The 20,254-nt window shown below is 55.2% G+C and carries 17 protein-coding genes; all 17 read left to right on the forward strand.

Annotation, left to right across the window (positions count from 1 at the left end):
* Positions 1 to 5 precede the first annotated feature (5 nt).
* The 17 genes from BUC22_RS13415 (at position 6) to BUC22_RS13495 (ending at position 20,150) form a co-directional block, all read left to right on the forward strand.
* Positions 6 to 1,805 carry an NADH-ubiquinone oxidoreductase-F iron-sulfur binding region domain-containing protein gene (locus BUC22_RS13415; protein WP_013379182.1) on the forward strand — a complete coding sequence of 600 codons (1,800 nt, stop codon included), beginning with the start codon at positions 6 to 8 and terminating at the stop codon, positions 1,803 to 1,805.
* Between the two features lie 17 nt (positions 1,806 to 1,822).
* Complete coding sequence (locus BUC22_RS13420; RefSeq protein ID WP_254456537.1) at positions 1,823 to 3,568, forward strand: NADH-dependent [FeFe] hydrogenase, group A6; 1,746 nt, start codon at positions 1,823 to 1,825, stop codon at positions 3,566 to 3,568.
* Positions 3,569 to 3,758: 190 nt separating this feature from the next.
* Positions 3,759 to 4,457 (forward strand): HAD family hydrolase, encoded by a 699-nt coding sequence (locus BUC22_RS13425; RefSeq protein WP_013379184.1) that lies wholly within the window; start codon positions 3,759 to 3,761, stop codon positions 4,455 to 4,457.
* A 20-nt stretch (positions 4,458 to 4,477) separates the two neighbouring features.
* The gene (locus BUC22_RS13430; RefSeq protein ID WP_013379185.1) at positions 4,478 to 6,787 is read left to right on the forward strand and encodes a bifunctional metallophosphatase/5'-nucleotidase; all 2,310 of its coding nucleotides are present in this window, start codon (positions 4,478 to 4,480) and stop codon (positions 6,785 to 6,787) included.
* Positions 6,788 to 7,010: 223 nt separating this feature from the next.
* On the forward strand, positions 7,011 to 7,208 hold the full coding sequence (gene thiS / locus BUC22_RS13435) for a sulfur carrier protein ThiS (RefSeq protein ID WP_013379186.1): 198 nt from the start codon (positions 7,011 to 7,013) through the stop codon (positions 7,206 to 7,208).
* A gap of 1 nt (position 7,209) precedes the next feature.
* Complete coding sequence (gene thiF / locus BUC22_RS13440) at positions 7,210 to 8,019, forward strand: sulfur carrier protein ThiS adenylyltransferase ThiF (RefSeq protein ID WP_038352185.1); 810 nt, start codon at positions 7,210 to 7,212, stop codon at positions 8,017 to 8,019.
* A 14-nt stretch (positions 8,020 to 8,033) separates the two neighbouring features.
* Positions 8,034 to 8,807: a thiazole synthase gene (locus BUC22_RS13445; protein ID WP_013379188.1), complete on the forward strand. Its 774-nt coding sequence runs from the start codon at positions 8,034 to 8,036 to the stop codon at positions 8,805 to 8,807.
* Positions 8,808 to 8,816: 9 nt separating this feature from the next.
* Entirely contained in the window at positions 8,817 to 9,968 is a 1,152-nt protein-coding gene (thiH, locus tag BUC22_RS13450) for a 2-iminoacetate synthase ThiH (protein ID WP_013379189.1), read from the forward strand.
* Positions 9,961 to 10,566 (forward strand): thiamine phosphate synthase, encoded by a 606-nt coding sequence (locus tag BUC22_RS13455; RefSeq protein ID WP_013379190.1) that lies wholly within the window; start codon positions 9,961 to 9,963, stop codon positions 10,564 to 10,566. The genes thiH and BUC22_RS13455 overlap by 8 nt, the downstream gene beginning before the upstream one ends.
* 103 nt (positions 10,567 to 10,669) lie before the next feature.
* Positions 10,670 to 12,049: an MATE family efflux transporter gene (locus tag BUC22_RS13460; RefSeq protein ID WP_070081128.1), complete on the forward strand. Its 1,380-nt coding sequence runs from the start codon at positions 10,670 to 10,672 to the stop codon at positions 12,047 to 12,049.
* Positions 12,050 to 12,125: 76 nt separating this feature from the next.
* Positions 12,126 to 12,755, forward strand: a complete 630-nt coding sequence (locus tag BUC22_RS13465) for an HD domain-containing protein (RefSeq protein WP_013379191.1) — start codon at positions 12,126 to 12,128, stop codon at positions 12,753 to 12,755.
* A 235-nt stretch (positions 12,756 to 12,990) separates the two neighbouring features.
* Positions 12,991 to 13,440, forward strand: coding sequence for a helix-turn-helix transcriptional regulator (locus BUC22_RS13470; protein ID WP_337926969.1), 450 nt, complete (start codon positions 12,991 to 12,993; stop codon positions 13,438 to 13,440).
* Between the two features lie 389 nt (positions 13,441 to 13,829).
* On the forward strand, positions 13,830 to 15,314 hold the full coding sequence (locus BUC22_RS13475) for an FGGY family carbohydrate kinase (protein ID WP_041689820.1): 1,485 nt from the start codon (positions 13,830 to 13,832) through the stop codon (positions 15,312 to 15,314).
* A 26-nt stretch (positions 15,315 to 15,340) separates the two neighbouring features.
* A complete protein-coding gene (locus BUC22_RS13480; protein ID WP_013379194.1) occupies positions 15,341 to 17,104 on the forward strand; it encodes an FAD-dependent oxidoreductase in 1,764 nt (587 codons plus the stop codon).
* A complete protein-coding gene (locus BUC22_RS13485; RefSeq protein WP_013379195.1) occupies positions 17,101 to 18,348 on the forward strand; it encodes an NAD(P)/FAD-dependent oxidoreductase in 1,248 nt (415 codons plus the stop codon). The genes BUC22_RS13480 and BUC22_RS13485 overlap by 4 nt, the downstream gene beginning before the upstream one ends.
* 2 nt (positions 18,349 to 18,350) lie before the next feature.
* Positions 18,351 to 18,716 (forward strand): DUF1667 domain-containing protein, encoded by a 366-nt coding sequence (locus BUC22_RS13490; RefSeq protein WP_013379196.1) that lies wholly within the window; start codon positions 18,351 to 18,353, stop codon positions 18,714 to 18,716.
* Positions 18,717 to 18,719: 3 nt separating this feature from the next.
* On the forward strand, positions 18,720 to 20,150 hold the full coding sequence (locus BUC22_RS13495; RefSeq protein WP_013379197.1) for an FAD-binding oxidoreductase: 1,431 nt from the start codon (positions 18,720 to 18,722) through the stop codon (positions 20,148 to 20,150).
* The last annotated feature ends 104 nt before the right edge of the window (positions 20,151 to 20,254 follow it).

A 20,254-nucleotide genomic window follows, 5' to 3' on the forward strand; every position in this document is an offset into this window, starting at 1 on the left:
GGTAAATGGCTTTTAAACGCTCGCAGATTCTGCTTTGTGGTGGGACTGGCTGTACATCTTCCGGCTCCCAGACACTGGTAAAAGAATTCAAAAAAGAACTGATCAAACATGAATTAATGGACGAAGTTGAACTTGTCATTACAGGTTGTTTTGGCCTGTGCGAACTTGGTCCAGTCGTAATCGTATATCCTGAAGGCACTTTCTACAGCCGTGTCGAACCAAGTGATATTCCGGAACTGGTTGAAGAACACCTGGTAAAAGGCCGCCCGCTGGAAAGACTGATCTACTCCGAAAAGAAAGAGGGCGAACATCCGCTTTCAATCAACGAACTCGGTTTTTATAAAAAACAGAAACGTATCGCGCTTGCCAACTGCGGCGTTATCGACCCTGAAGATATTGAAGAATACATTGCTTTTGACGGCTACATGGCCCTTGAAAAGGTACTGTTCAAAATGACCCCTCAGGAAGTTATCGACGAAGTTAAGGCTTCCGGACTCCGCGGCCGTGGGGGCGGCGGTTTCCCAACCGGTTTAAAATGGCAGTTTGCTTACAACGCCGATTCGCCGGACGGCGTTAAATTCGTCGCCTGTAACGCCGATGAAGGGGACCCGGGTGCATTTATGGACCGTTCCGTTCTGGAAGGCGACCCGCACCGTCTTATTGAAGCCATGGCCATTGCCGCTTACGCCATCGGCGCACAGAAAGGCTATGTCTATGTCCGTGCTGAATACCCCATCGCGGTCAAGCGTCTCCAGATTGCCATCGACCAGGCAAAAGACTATGGCCTGTTAGGGGACAATGTTTTTGACACAGACTTCAGTTTTGACCTGGAAATTCGCCTGGGCGCCGGCGCTTTTGTCTGCGGCGAAGAAACCGCGCTCATGAACTCTGTTGAAGGTAAACGTGGCGAACCCAGACCAAGACCGCCGTTCCCGGCAAACAAGGGTCTTTTTGAACGCCCAACCGTTCTGAACAACGTTGAAACCTATGCGAATATTCCGACGATTATTTTAGAAGGCGCGGAATCCTTTGCTTCCGTTGGTACCGAAAAATCCAAGGGAACCAAGGTATTTGCCCTTGGCGGTAAGATCAACAACACCGGTCTTCTTGAAATCCCCATGGGGACAACCCTCAGAGAAGTTATCTATGAAATCGGCGGCGGTATCCCGAACGGCAAGGCCTTTAAGGCAGCCCAGACAGGCGGCCCCTCCGGCGGATGTATCCCAAGCTCCGAGCTGGATATTCCCATCGACTATGACAACCTCATCAGCATCGGCGCCATGATGGGCTCCGGTGGTCTCATTGTTATGGATGAAGACAACTGTATGGTTGACGTTGCCCGTTTCTTCCTCGATTTTACCCAGGACGAATCCTGTGGCAAATGCCCGCCGTGCCGTATCGGTACCAAGCGTATGCTTGAAATCCTCGAACGTATCTGCGACGGTCAGGGTGAAGAAGGCGATATCGAACGTCTTGAAGAGCTTGCTGAAGGCATCAAGGCTTCCGCGCTCTGCGGCCTGGGCCAGACAGCTCCGAACCCGGTATTATCCACCATCAAATATTTCAGAGATGAATATGAAGCCCACATCTACGAAAAGAGATGTCCGGCCGGCGTCTGCCGTAACCTGCTGAACTATGTCATCGATGAAGAAAAATGTAAAGGCTGCGGTATCTGCGCCAAGAAGTGTCCGGGCGACGCGATTACTGGCGAAAAGAAAAAACCGCATGTTATCGACGCGGCCAAGTGCGTGAAATGCGGCGCTTGTATTGAAGCCTGCCCGTTTAACGCCATTGCAAAAGCCTGATCGGAGGATAAATGACTATGAGCGATGTAACATTTAAAATAAATAATATGGAAATCACCGTTCCTGAAGGGATTACGGTTTTAGAGGCAGCCAGAAGACACAACATTGACATTCCGACATTATGTAATTTAAAGGACGTTAATGAAATCGGCGCCTGCCGTATGTGCATGGTGGAGGTAGCCGGCGCGAAAGCGCTTCAGGCCGCCTGTGTTTATCCGGTAGCGCCTGGTATTGAGGTGTTTACCAACACACCGAGAGCCAGAAAGGCAAGACGTGTGAACCTGGAACTGATTTTATCCAACCACCACCGTGAATGTACCACCTGTATCCGCAGTGAAAATTGTGAATTACAGAGCCTGGCAAAGGATCTGGGCATCAGTGACATTCCCTTTGAAGGTGAAAAATCCGGCCATCACATCGACGACCTGTCACCGTCCATCGTGCGTGACGAGTCCAAATGTGTGCTGTGCAAGCGCTGTCTGGCCATCTGTAATAAAGTACAGAAAATCGGCGTTCTGGGCGCTGTGGGCCGCGGTTTCACTTCCCAGGTACAGCCGGTATTCAATAAATCCATTGCGGAAGTCGGCTGCATCAACTGCGGACAGTGTATTGTCAACTGCCCGGTTGGCGCTCTGAAAGAAAAAAGCGACATCAACCGTGTGTGGGACGCTCTGGGCGATCCGACCAAAACCGTTGTGGTTCAGTCTGCACCGGCGGTAAGAGCCGCCCTCGGCGAAGAATTTAACCTGCCAATGGGCACCAATGTTACCGGGAAACTGGCAGCTGCCTTGAGAAGATTAAATTTTGACGGCGTTTTCGACACCGATTTCGGCGCTGACGTCACCATTATGGAAGAAGGCACCGAGCTCATCAACCGCGTGAAAAACGGCGGCGTTCTGCCAATGATCACCTCCTGCTCACCAGGATGGATTAAGATGATTGAGACCTACTATCCGGAAATGATCCCGCATCTTTCCAGCTGTAAATCACCTCAGAATATGACAGGTGCGCTCTTGAAGAGCCACTATGCCGAAATGAACGGCATTGATCCTAAGGATCTGGTCGTTGTCTCCGTCATGCCATGTACCGCGAAAAAATACGAGGTGCAACGTGACGAGCTGAGTGTGGACGGCAATCAGGATGTGGATATCTCCATCACCACCCGCGAGCTGGCCAGAATGATCAAGGAAGCCCGTCTGGATTTCCCGGCACTGCCTGACGAAGAATTTGACCCGTATTACGGCGATTACTCCGGCGCTGCTGTTATCTTCGGCGCTACCGGCGGCGTTATGGAAGCCGCAGTCCGTACAGTGGCTGACGTCTTAAACGACAAGGATATTCAAAAAATTGACTATGAGGCCGTCCGCGGCGTCGATGGTCTTAAGACCGCAGAAGTGGAAGTAACCCCTGATCTGACCGTGAAGGTAGCGGTTGCCAGCGGTGGCTCCAACATCCGCAAGGTGATGGAAGGCATTAAGAACGGTGAATACAAGGACTATCATTTCATCGAGCTCATGGCCTGCCCGGGCGGCTGTGTCAACGGCGGCGGACAGCCCATTATCTCCGCAAAACGGAAAATGGAAGTGGACATCCGTGCCGAGAGAGCAAAAGCCCTTTACAGTGAGGACGCCAGTAAGAAATACCGGAAATCGCACCAGAACCCATCTGTCATCCGGATTTATGAAGAGTTCCTTGGTGAACCGGGCGGACACAAGGCGCACGAGCTGCTCCATACGACCTATTCGCAGAAAGCAAAGGTCTGACTGCGTCACTAACACAGATCCCCCATTAATTTAAATAAAATAGATACAATCCTGCCGGGCTGTAACGTTCGGCAGGTTGTATCTTTTTTGTTTTTAAAGGGTATCGGGGCGATACCCTTTGTTTTTTGCTTTGAAGTGCCGTTTGTTTGTGATAGAATAAGGCCATACTACATTAGAAAAGAGAGTGAGCATGATAAATAAGGAACCAGAGCTGGTTATTTTTGATATGGATGGTCTCATGTTTGACACGGAGCGGCTGAGCCACGAGGCATGGACCCGGACAGGGGAAGAAAATGGCTTTTGCTATACCATGGACATAACAAGAAAGAAGCTGGGGCTGGGTAAAAAAGGCGTACGCGCGCTTTTTGTCCAGTATTTTGGCGCCGACGCGCCCATTGAGCGGTGGCACCACCGTTCCCATGAGATCAAGCGGCAGCTTGTCAACGAGCAGGGCGCCGGGATCATTAAGCCGGGGCTGGTCAGCCTGTTAAAATATTTGGATGGGCGGGGAATTAAAACCGCCATCGCGTCCTCCAGCGACCGGGAGATGATCAGTCACTATCTCAAGATCACCGGGCTTCCCCACCATTTTGATCACATCACCTCCGGCGAGGAGGTTGAAAAGAGCAAGCCGAACCCGGAAATCTTTTTAAAGACCTGCGCTGCTCTGGGGGTGGCTCCGGAGGCGTCCCTGGTGCTGGAGGACGCCTATTCCGGGTTTGAGGCGGCCCGGTCCGGCGGTATCCCGGTGTTTTTTGTGGAGGATCTGCGGGAGCCGGACCGCCATATTGACGCGGGGGCCGACGGCGTTTTTAAGAATCTGGCCGAAGTACAGCATTTCCTTGAAAACAGGGAGGCAGCTGAGTATAATAAAAGTAAACATCTGTAAAAGCAGAGAGGAGAGGAAAAATGTTTGAGCGGAAAAAATATCGTCTGAGCCAGAGTGTCACAGCCCTGCTGCTGGCCCTGCTGCTTGTTATCGCCGCAATGCCGCTAACACCGGCCCTTGCCCAGGTGGCAGAAGGTACTGAAGCGGCTCAGGAAGGGACAGAAGCTCTGGAAGAAAACACAGCGCCTGCCGCGGCGGATACAAAAGCGGCTATTCCGTCAAAGGAAAACGCCCCGAAGACCCTGACGGTCCTTCACACCAATGATATGCACGGTGCGCTGGTCAGCAGCGGTACCAGCACCATCGGAGCGGATGAGACTGCCGGTATACGAGCAGCTGCCGAGAAAACCGACAACACACTGCTGGTGGACGCCGGTGACGCGACCCAGGGCGGTACTTTGGCTGCGCTGAGCCAGGGCGCGGATGTCATTACTCTGATGAACGCGGCAAAATACGACGTCATGGTCCTTGGAAACCATGAGTTTGACTACGGGCAGGACGTTTTGCTTGAAAATGTGAGAAACGCGGATTTTCCTGTGTTGTCTGCCAATACGGTTTATAAGGATACTGGCCGGCCCATCCTGGAGGGTGTCCCCTACGCGGGCGGCACCCAGACCAACAACGGCCAGTATACCATCGCCCAAAAGAACGGCGTTAAGATCGGGATTTTTGGCGTCACCACGCCCGAAACCGCCACCAAGACTAACCCAAAAGGCATTGAGGGCATTGCCTTTAATCCCGTAGAGCCCGTGGCCCGGGAGATGATTAAAGCTCTGAAAGCCCAGGGCGCAGAGGTCATTATCTGCCTGGCCCATCTGGGTGTGGACCCGTCCACCAGCAAAGAGAACAGCAGCGTCGGCCTGGCCGAAGCCCTCGGCCCGGACAGCGGACTGGATATGATCATCGACGGCCACAGCCACACTGTCTATTCAAAAGCAGAGCCTCAAAGCGGTATTTTGATTGAGCAGACCGGCAGCAGTTCCAAAAATATCGGGAAGATCAGCGTGACAATGGACAAGGGCACCAATACCGTGGCCGGTAAGCTCATCGACGCAGAGGCCGCTTTCAAGACCTGCAGCCCAGACCCGGCAGTGACCGCTCTGGCAGACCAGCTGATGGCCGCCAACGCGGGCAAGCTGAAGCCTGTCATCGGCAATACCCGGACAGCCCTGTGGGGCGGCTGGGTCGGCAGCAGCAATATTGCCCGGGTCGGTGAGATCAATCTGGGCAACCTCATTGCAGATGCCATGACTGAGGGGGCAAAGGAACTGCTGGCAAGCGACGCCTACAAGGACAGCCCCTACAAAAATCTGCCCATTGTGGCTCTGGAAAACGGCGGCGGCGTGCGTGCCACCATCAGGCGGGGCGACATAACAGTGGGCGATAGCATCAACGTGCTGCCTTTTGGCAATACCCTGGCCTTTAAGGAGGTCACCCCGGCCATTCTGTACGAAGCTCTGGAAAACGGGGTGAGCAAGGTAGTCTCCCAGGACCCGGAAACCGGGCTGATTACCGGGCAGGGCGGCTGTTTCCCGCAGATCAGCGGTATGTCCTTCACCTATGACCCCAGAAATCCCGCAAGGGATGTCAAGACAGGCGAGGAGGGCAGCCGGGTGACCGCCATCTACCTGGACGGCAGCAGCGAGCCGCTGAAACGGGATGACACTGCCACGAAGATTGTTCTCTGCTCCAATGATTACGAGATCGCTGGCGGCGACGGCTATGACATGCTGGTGGGGTTGCCCAGCGTGGGTGAGGGCGGGAGCCTGGAGGAAGTCTTCCGCGACCACCTGACCAGGCTGACTGCAGCGGGCGGCGGCAGCTTTCTGGCGCCCGCCTCCCAGGGAAGAATCCAGACGGCAGGCGCCTACGTGCCCAAGCCCTACGCGGCTTCGATTAAAGTGTCAGGCCCCGATGAAATGGGCAGCCTGGCCGGGAAGACCGTCGAGTATCAGGTCGACGGCGGCGCTGTTCAGACCGGCGTTCTGGACGAAAACAGCGTGCTGAGCTTTGACCTTCTTCCAGACGGCCCCCACGGCATCCGAATCGGGGACGCGGACGATGCGTTTATCAATAATTACAGCGGCGATGTCGCTGTGACCGCAGCAGTGAAGGAGAAGCTGACCATCAACGAGACGCCGCAGCCACAGCCGCAGCCAGAGCCGGAGCCTGTAAAGCCCGAAGCCCAGAATGAACCAGCGGCGGCCAACCCACATACCGGGATGACGGCCAGTGCCCGGCAGGCTGGCAGCGCGGCTGTGGGCCTGTTGGTTTTGACCACTGTGGTGACAGCAGGTGCCTGGCGGCAGCGGAGACAGAAGGCAGGCTGATGTCACATGCCAGAAGCCAACCCGTATCGCGGCGATACGGGTTGGCGCTTCCCGGAAGTAACAAAACGTTACGTCCCGGCTTGTATAAAACTTGACACTTAAAAAAAACTGTGCTATCTTATTAAACAGAGTGAGCAAAAAAAGCTTCACGAAGGGGTACACCACCGCGGGTGTAGAACTTCGTGAAGCTTTTTTTGCTTTTTTAATTTAAGGAGGAAAAAAGATGATCACAGTGAATGGCAAAGACTGTCCCTGCGAAGACAGCCTCCGTTTATCCGCTTTTTTAGATCAGGCGGGCTACGAGCGCAGCCGGGTGACCGTGGAGCTGAACGGTGAAATCGTGCCAAAGGCTGGTTACGATACCAGAGAGCTCAGAGACGGAGACCGGATGGAGATCGTCTGCTTTGTGGGCGGTGGCTGAGATGCGGATAAGACTGAATGGAAAAGACTATGAGACACAGGCGGAGAGCCTGCATGGTCTCTGCAGAGAGCTGGGGCTTGAGCGTGAAGAACGTGTGGTGATTCTGGACGGATACCAGAGTGATGAAGACCTGCCCTTGCACAGCGGGGCTATAGCAGCGGTCACCACAAAGGGAGAGCTGCCGCCAGAGGAGTGCCTGGAGGAGCTGCTCTGTGCCCGCCATACACCCGGCGTGTATGAAAAGGTTAAGAAGGCCCGGGTGGCCGTGGCCGGCCTTGGCGGGCTCGGCTCGAGCATTGCCCTGAGCCTGGCGCGCACTGGTGTGGGTACCCTGCATCTGGTAGATTTTGACGTGGTGGAGCCCAGTAATCTGAACCGGCAGCAGTACCGGATCAGCCATCTGGGACTGGCCAAAGCCGAGGCTCTGAAACAGGAAATCGCTGAGGTCAACCCCTTTGTGCGGGTGGAGGCCGAGACGCTGCGGGTAACCGAGGAAAACGCCCCGGCGCTTTTTAAAAAGGACCCCATTGTCTGCGAGGCCTTTGACAATCCCGAGACCAAGGCAATGTTTGTGAATACCCTGCTTACGCAGTGCCCTGAAAAGACCCTTGTGGCCGCGTCGGGCATGGCGGGCTATGGAAGCGGCAACCGCATTAAAACCCGCCGCATCATGGAAAATTTTTACCTCTGCGGCGATGGGGAAACTGCAGCCCAGGCAGGCTGCGGCCTCATGGCTCCGAGGGTCGCCATCTGCGCCGGGCATCAGGCCAATACAATATTGAGATTAATTTTAGGCTGTAAAACAGTATAAAGGAGACAACCAACATGGAAAATAAAGATCAACTGATCATCGGCGGACACGCCTTTACATCCCGTTTTATTCTGGGCTCAGGAAAATACTCGCTGGAGCTTGTAAGCGCCGCGGTGGAAAAAGCCGGAGCGGAGATCATCACCCTGGCGCTGCGCCGTGCCAATACTGGGGGAACGGATAATATCCTCGACTATATTCCAGAGGGCGTGACCCTGCTGCCCAACACCTCTGGAGCCAGAAACGCCGAGGAGGCAGTGCGGATCGCCCGGCTGGCACGAGAGATGGGCTGCGGTGATTTTGTGAAGATTGAAGTCATTCATGACACCCGGTATTTGCTGCCCGACAACTACGAGACCGCCCGGGCCACCGAGATTCTGGCCAGGGAAGGTTTTGTGGTCATGCCCTATATGTACCCGGACCTCAACGCCGCCCGGGACATGCAAAGCGCCGGAGCCGCGGCTGTCATGCCGCTGGGAGCGCCCATCGGCTCCAATAAGGGCATCTGTACCCGTGACTTCATTCAGATTCTTATCGATGAAATTGACCTGCCTGTCATTGTGGATGCGGGTATCGGCAAGCCCTCACAAGCCTGTGAAGCCATGGAAATGGGCGCGGCCGCGGTCATGGCCAACACAGCCATCGCCACTGCGGGCGATATTCCGGTTATGGCAGAGGCCTTTAAAAAGGCCATCGAAGCTGGCCGGGCTGCTTACATCTCTGGCATGGGGCGGGTATTGGAAACCGGCAGCGCGGCCTCATCACCCCTGACCGGGTTTTTGCAGGAATAGGAGGGCGAGATGAAAGAACGAATCGACCATATGACCTACCTCCCCGGCATGGAGGACATTGGGTCTGAGCTCATGGATCAGGTGCTGTCCGCGGCGGAAGCCTTTGATTATGAAGCCTTTACCGGGGCAGACGTACGCAGGGCACTGGATAAGGCTGCGCTGAAGCCCGAGGATTTTGCGGCCCTGCTGTCACCGGCGGCCATGCCTTATTTGGAGGAGATGGCAAAGCGCGCGCAGCTTGAGACCCGCAGGCATTTCGGCAATTCCATCAACCTGTTTACACCGCTGTATATTGCGAACTATTGCGAGAATTACTGCATTTACTGCGGCTTTAACTGCCGCAATAAAATCCACCGCGCGCGGCTGAACGCCAAGGAAATTGAGCGGGAAATGCAGACCATTGCAGCCACCGGCCTGGAGGAAATCCTGCTGCTGACCGGTGAGAGCCCGAAGATGTCCAATGTGGAGTACATTGGTGAGGCCTGCAAAATCGCCCGGAAGTATTTTAAGGTGGTGGGCCTGGAGGTCTATCCGATGAATACCGCGGATTACACCTATCTGCACGACTGCGGGGCGGATTTTGTCACCGTCTTTCAGGAAACCTATAACCCCGATAAATACGAGACCCTGCACCTGGCAGGCCACAAGCGAATTTTCCCATACCGGTTCAACACTCAGGAGCGGGCCATCCGCGGCGGTATCCGCGGCGTGGGCTTCGCTGCGCTTCTGGGCCTTGACGACTTCCGCAGAGACGCTTTTGCCACTGGTATGCACGCCTACCTGCTTCAGCGCAAATATCCCCATGCGGAGATTGCCTTTTCCTGCCCGCGGCTGCGTCCCATCATCAACAATGATAAGATCAACCCAAAGGATGTGCATGAGCCCCAGCTTCTGCAGATCATTACCGCTTACCGTTTGTTCATGCCCTTTGCCAGCATCACCATTTCCAGCCGGGAATGCGCGCGGTTCCGGGATAACATTATCAAAATTGCTGCGACCAAAATATCGGCCGGGGTGGATGTGGGCATCGGCGGCCATTCTGGCGATGCCCAGGGAGATGAGCAGTTCGAGATCGACGACGCCCGTACGGTGGACGAGATTTACAGCATGATCCTGTCTGAGAACCTTCAGCCGGTCATGAGCGAGTATATCTATGTTTGAGATCATCGCTGTGACCAGCCGGGGCTGCTGCCCGGCCAGCCGTGAGTTTGCCGCTCAGGCGGCGCGGATCGCGGCCTCGGGCGTGAGCAAGGTTATCCTGCGGGAGAAGGACTTACCGCCAGCGGATTACAAAGTCCTGTCCCGGGATTTTCTGAGGGAATGTGGGGACGCTGGCGCTGAGCTCCTGCTCCACTGCTTCGCGGCAGTGGCTAAGGAGCTGAACCACCCGAAAATTCATCTCCCCCTGCCGGTTCTGGAGGCACAGCCTGGCCTCCGGCGGGATTTTAAAACCATCGGCGTGTCCGTCCACTCTCTGGAGCAGGCCAGGAGCGCGCTGCGCCTGGGCGCGGATTACCTGAGTGCTGGACATGTGTTTGCCACGGACTGTAAAAAAGGGCGGACGCCAAGAGGCCTTGGCTTTTTATCCGAAATCTGCGGTGAGATGCCCATTCCAGTTTATGCCATCGGCGGCATTTCGGCGGAAAATATCCGAAGTGTGCAGGAGGCAGGCGCTGCCGGAGCCTGTGTGATGTCCAGTATTATGAGGAGCGAAGCGCCGGAAGAATATGTAAAAACACTGATTCAAAAGATAAAATAAAACATTTAAGCCTGTCGTTTGCAAAAGCGGCAGGCTTTTTATCAGGACAAATCCTTCTGGAAAATGGTATAATAAGAGCAGATAAAAACAGGAGATGAAAAATATGGAAGAGGATAACGCACAGCAGCGGAAATTTAAAAAAATGACGGAGACGCCTGTGGAGCCGCTGATCTGCCGGATGGCGGTTCCCACCATTATCAGCATGCTGATCACGTCGATTTACAATATGGCCGATACCTTTTTTGTAGGGCGCATTGGCACCAGCGCCACAGCGGCAGTGGGCATCGTGTTTTCACTGATGGCCATTATCCAGGCCATTGGTTTTTTCTTTGGACAGGGTTCTGGCAATTATATTTCCAGAAAACTTGGCGCCCGGGAGGTGGAGGAGGCCTCACGCATGGCGGCAACCGGGTTTTTCAGCGCGCTTTTGACCGGGGCGGCGGTCATGGTTCTGGGCTTTTGTTTTTCGGAGCCCTTCTGCAGGCTGCTGGGAGCCACAGAAACCATCATGCCCTACGCTCAGGACTACATGCGCCTGATTTTAATCGGAGCGCCTTATATGACGGCGGCGCTGGTGCTCAACAATCAGCTCAGGCTGCAGGGAAACGCCTTTTACGCCATGATCGGCCTGGTCAGCGGCGGTCTTTTGAACATTGCGCTGGACCCGCTGTTTATCTTTGGTTTCGGACTTGGTATCAGCGGCGCTGCCCTGGCGACGATTCTCAGCCAGCTCGTGAGCTTTTTCCTCCTGCTCTTGGGGTGTAACCGTGTAGCGGGCAATCTGCCCATCCGTTTCCGGCATTTTTCACCAAGCCTTGCCCGGTACCGCGCCATCGTCAACGGCGGCCTGCCAAGCCTCTGCCGGCAGGGGCTCGCCAGTGTGGCGACCATCTGCCTGAACACTGCAGCCGGCCCCTTTGGCGACGCGGCCATTGCGGCCATGTCCATCGTCACGCGGCTGACCCAGTTTGCCGCCTCAGCGGTATTGGGCTTCGGCCAGGGCTTTCAGCCTGTATGCGGCTTCAACTATGGGGCAAGGCGCTATGACCGTGTGCGCCGGGGTTTTTGGTTCTGTGTGGTGGTGGCCTCGGTGGTGCTGGTGGTGCTTTCCAGCCTTGGCGAGATTTTTGCCCCAGGGCTTATTTCACTCTTCAGGGCGGACGACGCACAGGTCATCGCCATCGGTGCAAAGGCTCTGCGCCTGCAGTGCATTACCTTTCCACTTCTGGGTTGGGTGACGCTGTGCAACATGCTGCTCCAGAATATCGGAAAGGTCACACAGGCCAGCATCCTCTCAGTGGCCCGCCAGGGGTTGTTTTTCCTGCCGCTGATTCTGCTTCTGCCAATGGCGCTGGGGTTGCTGGGGGTTCAGTTCTGCCAGCCCATCGCCGATGTCCTGACCTTTGCCATCGCCATTCCGCTTGTCCTGCCGACACTGCGGTTCCTGCGCAGGGGAGAGGCGGCAGAGGCTGAAAAAAGTTAAGGATTTTTAATATTTTCGGGTATAACGGATTAAAATACGGTTTGTCAGAGATCATTCACGAAAGGAAGTGAACCCCATGCTTGAGAAGCTGAAAACATTGCTGCTGTCCACCGGGGACTTCAGAGAAATTGAGTTTGACGGCGAAGATTTCCGGGAACTGCTGGCCCTGAGGGGTGTTGCACAGAACCCGAAATACCACCCCGAGGGAGATGCCTTTACCCATACAATTCTGGTGATGAACCAGGCAGCCAGGCTTCGGACCCAGGCACGCAGCCCTTTTGCCTTTATGCTGGCAGCCCTCTGCCACGATTACGGAAAGGCGGTCTGTACAGTGGAGAAGGACGGGAAGATCGTGTCCTACGGCCATGAGAAAAGAGGGCTGCCCCTGGCCCGGAGCTTCATGGATCGTTTTGGCCTGGACCGGGAGACGAGCCGGCTGGTGCTCAACCATGTGGAGTACCACATGCGCCCAAACGGCCTGTACCTGCAATGCTCATCGGAAAAAGCGACAAGGCGGCTGTTTAAGAAGTCGTTATGCCCGGAGGATTTGCTGCTGCTGGCAAAGGCGGATTCATCGGGGCGCGGACTGGGCGGCCCGACGCGGGATTACAGCGACAATGAACAGTGGCTGGGGGAACGCCTGGAAGATTTTCGCTGCTGGCAGAGGGAGAGTGAAAGCCAGAGAGCGGACCAGCCCGTATCGTGACGATACGGGCTGATTTTGGATGGAGGCCAGCGCGCCAGAGCCCGCAGGACGGTTTTTTCTTCCTCAGGTAAAAGGCTTCATCACTTTAGTTTTTTGATATGCTGTGAATCCGTATAAAATATGTCTGAAGGCTGCCCGGCGCGCGTTAAGAAAAAGTGCGGAAGTGTAAATTGCATCTGGTAGACTTTGAGGAGTAAGCTTTGGTAAAATATTGCTTGAGTAAGAGAGGAGGCCAATGATGACTTTAGGAAACAGCTTGTACAAAGCAAGGAAGAGGACCGGTTTATCACAGGAGGAGGTTGCGGAGAAACTGGGCGTAAGCAGGCAGACGATCTCAAAATGGGAGACGAATGAGACCCTGCCCGACATACGCCAGTCTAAGCAGATGGCGCAATTGTACCATTTGTCACTGGATGAACTGATTGATTTTGACGTCGATGTCAAGGAAATCGAGGAAATGATTGAGCACGCGAACGAAGAAAAGCAGAAGAAAATGGACTGGACAAAGCTCTGGGGAAAGAAGTATCCAATTTTGACAGTCTACAAAGAAGAGGTTGACATCAGCCAATACGCTCCAAGGCTGAGAGAAATGCTTGGTCAGTTAGAGAGCGACTATCACTACAGCGCACTGGACGCAATGCTGGTTTTAAAGGATATTCTCGCCCATATGTGGAACGACCAGTGAAAATAAACCTTGGATTATCACAGCAAGATGCAATGAATCTTCAAATCAGCCCGTATCGTGACGATACGGGCTGATTTTTAAAGGGACGGATGGCGTAAAAATCAAATATTTTTTGCGGAAAAACCGCGTAAAATCAGGCTTTTTCAGTTTATGGCCGGATTTCGGAATAAAAAAAGATTGACAACCGTAAAAAACGGGTCTATACTTAAAGCCATCAAGAGTACAAAAAAATATACATTGACTCCGGCAGACTGACATAAGGGGTATGGCGTAAAAACTGCGGAGTAAAAGAGGGAGGTACCATCAAATATACAAAAAAATGTACAATTAAATATCGTTGATTTATGGAGATTTGGAGAGAAAATGAACGAAATGAACTTGGGGGAAATATGAAAAATTATATTTTGGTAATTGATGAGGGGACGACTGGGGTTCGCGCGCTGATTTATGACCGCGATATGCGTATGCTGGATTTTGTCTATGAAGCCCTGGAGCTTATCTATCCCGAACCGGACGAGGCTGAGGTGGACGCCAATGAGATTTACGACAAGACCGTGAAGGTCTGCCGGGCAGTGGTGGAAAAATGCGGTGTTGCGGCTGAGGACATTGCCGGTGTGGGCATTACGACCCAGCGTGCTTCCTGGACCATGTGGAACAAAGAGACAGGGGAGCCGCTGCACAACGCGGTGCTGTGGTTTGATAACCGGGGGCGGCATCAGAAGCAGAAATATACGGACGACCCGGTTTTCAGCGGAAGCTTCCCCGGGCTGGCTGAGGCGCTGCCGGGCTTTTACGTGCCGCTGATTCTGGATAAAATCTGTGACGACTCGCCGGAATTTGCCGAAGAGCTGAAAAAGGAGACCACCCTGTTTGGCAACATGGACACCTGGCTTATCTGGAAGCTCACAAACGGAGCAGTTCATGCCACCACAGGCAGCATGACCAGTGCGGGCATGATCTATGACAATGAGCACTGCTGCTACAATCTGCCCTTTGTCGGCTATTTTGGGTTCCGTGAGGAGATGCTGCCAGAGGTATGCGAGGAAACCGGCTTCTTTGGCAATATGAGCGCGGATATCCTGGGAGTGGAGATCCCCATCTGCGGAGCCTTTGCCGACCAGCAGTCTGCCATGTTCAGCCAGGGGTGCCTGAGCCCTAACACCATCAAGTGCACCATGGGTACCGGAACCTTTGTGGACATCAACGTGGGCAGCGAGATTAAGACTGTGCCGGGACTGAGCAGCATGATCAGCTGGAATATGGGCGGCGAGCGGCTCTATCTGCTGGAAGGGCAGTCCTCAACAGCGGGAACCTGCCTGGAATGGGCAAAAAACAAGTTGAAATTCTTTGATGATTTTTCAGAGATGGACGATCTGGCCGAGTCCGTGGACGACAGCGGCGGTGTCTATTTCATTCCCGCCCTGGCTGGCATGGCCTTTGCGCCTTACAATGACGAGACCGCCAAGGGCGCCTTTATGGGCATCGGGCCCGGCGCTGACAGGCAGCACTTTGTGCGGGCCATGCTGGAGGGCATCGCTTTTGCGGGTGTGCTGTTTATGGAGGAGGCTGCCAAAATGGGCGTGGGTATTGACGAGATCAAGGTGTCCGGCGGCGTGACCAAGAGCCGCTCTGTGCTCCAGACCATGGCGGATGTTACCGGGGCCAGGGTTATAAGGCCCAAATCGGTGGAAGCCACCGCTCTGGGGGCAGCTGAAGCCGCAGCCATCCAGCTGGGATGGATGAAGCCAGCGGACGTAGAAAAATATTTGGAAATTGAACAGGTCGTCGTACCTGGAGAAAACAGTGAAAAGCTGCAGGAGACTTATCAGAACTGGAAAAAGGTTGTGGAGCGGACCTTGAACTGGGATTGCTGACACACCGCAGATGAAAGGAAGACAAAATGCAGGAGACAATCGAACAAGAAGTGAAGAAAGCCTTTCCGGGTATCCCAGTGTCCCTGTCGGTGGACGCGCGTAAAATCGTCACCGTCACAGGCGAGTGTGACACCTGGGACCAGGTGGTGGACATCGGGCATTTGATCGCAAAGCAGGAGGGTGTCCGGAATGTGGTAAATGAGCTGAGCGTTAAGGGCATGGCGGTTCCGAAAAAGGACTATACCGCCTGCCGTGAGCAGGGTGAAGCCATCGGCGTTATTGACGATGTAGATGTGCTGATCATCGGCGCGGGCATCAGCGGCTGCGGCATTGCCAGGGAGCTTTCCAAGTATCAGCTGAGTATACTGGTGGCCGAAATGTCTGACGATGTGGCCACAGGCGCGACAAAGGCCAACAACGGCAATATCCATCCCGGACACGCGGCCAAGCCGGGCACCTTGAAGGCCAGGCTGAACGTGAAGGGGAACCGGATGTATACGAGGTGGGCAGAGGAGCTGGGCTTTGAGCTCCAGCGCTGCGGCTCCATGGGGGTCATCACCGAGGAAGCTCTGAGGCCGGCCTTGAAGGCCGCTTACGATGTGGCGGTGCTCAACGGCGTGGACGGCGTGGAGCTGGTGGACGGCGCCCGTGCCCTCGAAATTGAGCCCAGGCTGGCGGATGCCGGTGTGACCAATCCCCTTGAGGCGATCTGGCTGCCGAGCATGGGGCTGGTGGAGCCCTACGAGGTGGCGGTCGCCCTGGCCGAGAACGCTGCGGATAACGGCGTGCGGTTCCTCTTTAACTGTACCGTGGCCGATATTCTTACCGAAAACGGCGAGGTTAAAGGGGTAGTGAGCTCCAGGGGCATTATCCGCGCGCGGTACGTGATCAACTGTGCCGGAGTCTACGCGGACGAGATGTCTGCCATGGCCGGGGATAAATCCTATACCATCCACCCCAGAAAGGGCACCATCGCCATTCTGGACAAAAACAAGACGCCCGAGTTTGACGTGATCACAGAGATCACGACCCTGGAGCGCATCCACCGCGAGAAAAACGCGGAATCCAAGGGCGGCGGCATGTGCCGGACGCCGGAGTGGAATATCCTGCTGGGGCCCTCGGCCACCGAGACCCCAGACAAGGAGGACAATGCCACCACCGAAGCGGACCTGCGCTACGCCATGGGCATCAATCAGAACGAGCGCGCGGGCTACGGCGATATTATCCGGATTTTCGCAGGCACCCGTCCGGCAGATTATAAGGAAGATTTCGTCATTGAAATGTCCGACGTGACCCACGGCTTCATCAATGTGGGAGCCATCCAGTCACCGGGGCTGGCCTCAGCTCCGGCCATCGCGGAGCTGGTGGAAAATATCCTCCTTGAGGATATGGCCGCCTGCAAAAGCCCGGCGCAGAAAAACCAAAGCTATAATCCCATTCATAAAAAGCGCCGGAACTTCCGCCATCTGAGCCGTGAGGAACAGGACGCCCTGATCGGGCAGGACCCGCGCTATGGCCGGATTATCTGCCGCTGCGAATCCATCACCGAGGGCGAGATTCTGGACGCCATCCACTCGCCGGTCATTCCTCAGTCCATTGACGCCATCAAGCGCAGGACCCGGGCGGGAATGGGCCGGTGCCAGGGCGGCTTCTGCCAGCCAAGGGTATTGGAAATATTAGCCAGAGAGCTGGGCCGCGAATGGACTGAGATCAATCTGAGAAATGAGGGGACCAATATTCTCATTGACACAAGCCGTCCCGCCGCGCAGAAAGAGGGTGAAGCATTATGAAAGAGATGAAAATAGATATTGCCGTGATCGGCGGCGGCCCTGCCGGTATGGCGGCAGCACTGGAGGCCAGGCGTCAGGGGGCCGGAAAGGTCATGATCATCGAGCGGGATATTGAACCGGGGGGCATCCTCCAGCAGTGTATCCACGATGGCTTTGGCCTGCACCGGTTTAAGAAACGCCTGTCCGGAACGGATTACGCCCAGCGCTTTATCGACGAGGTGGAGGCCAGCGATATTGAAGTGCTTCTGGATACCATGGTGCTGGAGATCACAAGGGACAAGGTGATTTACGCCTGTAACAACCGGGACGGCATGATGAAAATCCGCTGCGGTGCTGTGATCCTGGCCATGGGATGCCGGGAACGGACCGCCAGCCAGGTGCTGCTTTACGGCTACCGGCCGGCCGGGGTTATGACCGCCGGTTCGGTTCAGCGCTACATTAACATGGAGGGCTACCTGCCAGGCAAAGAAGCGGTTATCCTGGGCTCCGGCGACATTGGTCTGATTATGGCCAGGCGCATGACCCTTGAGCATATTAAGGTCAAGGGCGTTTACGAGGTCATGCAGGACCCGGGCGGGCTGACCCGGAACATTGTCCAGTGTCTGGACGACTATGGCATCCCGCTGCACCTTGCCACCACAGTCACCTGGATCCATGGTAAGGAGCGCCTTGAAGGCGTGACCGTGGCAAAGGTGGACGAGCACCGGAAGGTGATTCCCGGGACAGAGGAATTTATTTCCTGTGACCTGCTGGTGCTGGCCGTCGGCCTGATTCCGGAAAACGAGCTGTCCGTTAAGGCCGGCATCGAGATGGACCCCAGGACGCGGGGCCCGGTGCTGGACAACCATTTTATGACCAGTGTTCCCGGCATTTTCGCGGCGGGCAACGTGGCGGTGGTCTTTGACCTGGTGGATTATGTGTCCGAATCCGGAGAGATCGCTGCGCGGGGAGCGGCCGCCTACCTGAACGGCACTCTGGACACTGAGGCCGAGGCGGTGGAAACCGTTCCGGGAGAGAATGTGAATTTTATTGTGCCCCAGCGCGTGCGCGCGGGCAGCCGGGAGGAGACCACCCTGTTTATGCGGGTAAAAAAACCGGAAAAGAGTGTGCGGCTCACCTGCGAAAACGGGGGTGAGACACTGGTATCCAAAAAACTGAAAACCGTGGCGCCGCCGGAAATGGTGGCCTGCACCGTGACGCCAGGACACGACGCGCCGCTGGTGGTGGATGTGAAGGAGGCGTGAGCATGGTTAAAAAAGAATACATCTGCATTGTGTGCCCGAACAGCTGCCGGCTGGAGGTCACCGATGACCATGGGAGACTGACCGTGGAGGGCGCGGGTTGCAAGCTGGGCACCGCCCACGGCGAGAAGGAATATAAAAATCCAGAGCGGATGCTGACCACAACGGTGAACATCGAAGGCGGCACGCACAGGCGCTTGCCAGTCATCAGCGCCTGCGAGCTGCCAAGGGATAAAATGGAGGACTGCCTGAAGGTGCTTTACAGCCGGACGCTTAAAGCGCCGGTGGCCTGCGGGCAGGTGATCGAACAGAATATTTGCGGGACAGGGGTCGATATCGTCGCCTCCCGGTCAATGAAGGAGAGAGGTTAAATTATGAATAAAGAAGCACTTGTACAGGAACTGGGAAAAATTGTAGGAGCGGACAGAGTCTCAGACAGCGAGCAGGCTGTTTTGGACGCCGCCAAGGATTATATCGGCTACCGCCGCTATGAACGCGACGATAAAAAATACTGGGTGCCCCGCGCGGCCTGCGTGGTCCACCCACAGAGCACCGAGCAGGTCGCTGAGGTGCTGAAATACCTGAACGATAAAAAAATTGACGTGGTGCCGAGAACCGGCGGCTCCAGCGTTACCCGCGGCATCGAGCCCCGGCAGGACGGCGTGATCCTGGACGGCTCAGACATGAATGAGATCATCGAGGTCAATGAGGAAGACATGTATGTGACGGCCAAATGCGGTACGCCTATGGAGTACCTTGAGGGCTACCTGAATAAGATGGGCTACACCACCGGGCATTTCCCGCAGTCCCTGCCTCTGGCACAGGTGGGCGGACTGCTGGCAACGCGCAGCATCGGCCAGTTTTCCACACTTTACGGCGGTATTGAGGATCTGGTGGTGGGTCTGGAGGCAGTGCTGGCTGATGGCAGTGTAATCCGGATTAAAAATGTGCCGAGACGCTCTGTCGGGCCAGATCTGCGCCACCTGTTCATCGGCAGCGAGGGGCTCCTGGGCTTTATCACCGAGGCTTCTGTGAAAATCTTCAAATATATGCCTGAAAACCGCTGGATGAAGGCTTATGGCATAAAGGGCATGAAAAACGGCCTGGCTCTTATCCGCGATATTATGGTGGCTGGCTACAAGCCTGCAGTTGTCAGGCTGCACGACCCATTAGAGGTCGCCGACCAGATGGGCGGCGTCGCGCCTGAGGGGCACTGTATGCTGCTCCTGCTGGCTGAGGGGCCGGCAGGCATCACCAAGGCTACCGGTGAAGGCATTGAGGAGCTGGCATCCAAATACGATCCTGTGGATATGGGCGCCAAGCCTGTGGAAAACTGGCTCGTACACCGCAATGATGTCTGTGACGATATGGATAAGCCAAAATTCTACGACATGGGCGTTGTGGCCGATACCTGTGAAATTTCCGGCAACTGGTCAGAGATTGGCAACATCTACGACGCAGTGCTTGAACGCCTGCCGCGGGAAATAGAAAACGTGGTTTTCCTGGGCGGCCATTCCTCCCACAGCTACATGCAGGGTACCAATATCTACTTCCAGTTCGCCTTTACCGTAACAGAGGGAGCCCAAAGCGTGGAAGGCGACTATATGAAGCTGATCGGCATCATTCTGGACGAAACCCTGAAGCGCGGCGGCAGCATTGCCCACCATCATGGCTCCGGCAAGTACCGCACCCAGTTTATGCCTCGGGAGCACGGCTCATCCTATCCGCTCATGTACCGGCTCAAGGAAGCCATGGACCCCAACCATATTTTAAATAAAGGCGTGCTTTTAGTAGAGGAAAATTGAGCCGGAATTTGTTATAATTAAATAAGACTGCATTTAAAACTGCACCCTCCTCCAACAGACGGCCAGAAAAGCCCGGAGAGAGGGTGTGGTTTGATCTGGTTTTA

The organism is Eubacterium callanderi (assembly GCF_900142645.1).
Lineage (GTDB): Bacteria > Bacillota > Clostridia > Eubacteriales > Eubacteriaceae > Eubacterium > Eubacterium callanderi.

Excerpts from the sequence above, each read along its gene's own strand:
- BUC22_RS13415 (WP_013379182.1), top strand. The coding sequence starts at position 6 with ATGGCTTTTAAACGCTCGCAGATTCTGCTTTGTGGTGGGACTGGCTGT.
- BUC22_RS13420 (WP_254456537.1), top strand. The coding sequence starts at position 1,823 with ATGAGCGATGTAACATTTAAAATAAATAATATGGAAATCACCGTTCCT.
- BUC22_RS13425 (WP_013379184.1), top strand. The coding sequence starts at position 3,759 with ATGATAAATAAGGAACCAGAGCTGGTTATTTTTGATATGGATGGTCTC.
- BUC22_RS13430 (WP_013379185.1), top strand. The coding sequence starts at position 4,478 with ATGTTTGAGCGGAAAAAATATCGTCTGAGCCAGAGTGTCACAGCCCTG.
- thiS (WP_013379186.1), top strand. The coding sequence starts at position 7,011 with ATGATCACAGTGAATGGCAAAGACTGTCCCTGCGAAGACAGCCTCCGT.
- thiF (WP_038352185.1), top strand. The coding sequence starts at position 7,210 with ATGCGGATAAGACTGAATGGAAAAGACTATGAGACACAGGCGGAGAGC.
- BUC22_RS13445 (WP_013379188.1), top strand. The coding sequence starts at position 8,034 with ATGGAAAATAAAGATCAACTGATCATCGGCGGACACGCCTTTACATCC.
- thiH (WP_013379189.1), top strand. The coding sequence starts at position 8,817 with ATGAAAGAACGAATCGACCATATGACCTACCTCCCCGGCATGGAGGAC.
- BUC22_RS13455 (WP_013379190.1), top strand. The coding sequence starts at position 9,961 with ATGTTTGAGATCATCGCTGTGACCAGCCGGGGCTGCTGCCCGGCCAGC.
- BUC22_RS13460 (WP_070081128.1), top strand. The coding sequence starts at position 10,670 with ATGGAAGAGGATAACGCACAGCAGCGGAAATTTAAAAAAATGACGGAG.
- BUC22_RS13465 (WP_013379191.1), top strand. The coding sequence starts at position 12,126 with ATGCTTGAGAAGCTGAAAACATTGCTGCTGTCCACCGGGGACTTCAGA.
- BUC22_RS13470 (WP_337926969.1), top strand. The coding sequence starts at position 12,991 with ATGATGACTTTAGGAAACAGCTTGTACAAAGCAAGGAAGAGGACCGGT.
- BUC22_RS13475 (WP_041689820.1), top strand. The coding sequence starts at position 13,830 with ATGAAAAATTATATTTTGGTAATTGATGAGGGGACGACTGGGGTTCGC.
- BUC22_RS13480 (WP_013379194.1), top strand. The coding sequence starts at position 15,341 with ATGCAGGAGACAATCGAACAAGAAGTGAAGAAAGCCTTTCCGGGTATC.
- BUC22_RS13485 (WP_013379195.1), top strand. The coding sequence starts at position 17,101 with ATGAAAGAGATGAAAATAGATATTGCCGTGATCGGCGGCGGCCCTGCC.
- BUC22_RS13490 (WP_013379196.1), top strand. The coding sequence starts at position 18,351 with ATGGTTAAAAAAGAATACATCTGCATTGTGTGCCCGAACAGCTGCCGG.
- BUC22_RS13495 (WP_013379197.1), top strand. The coding sequence starts at position 18,720 with ATGAATAAAGAAGCACTTGTACAGGAACTGGGAAAAATTGTAGGAGCG.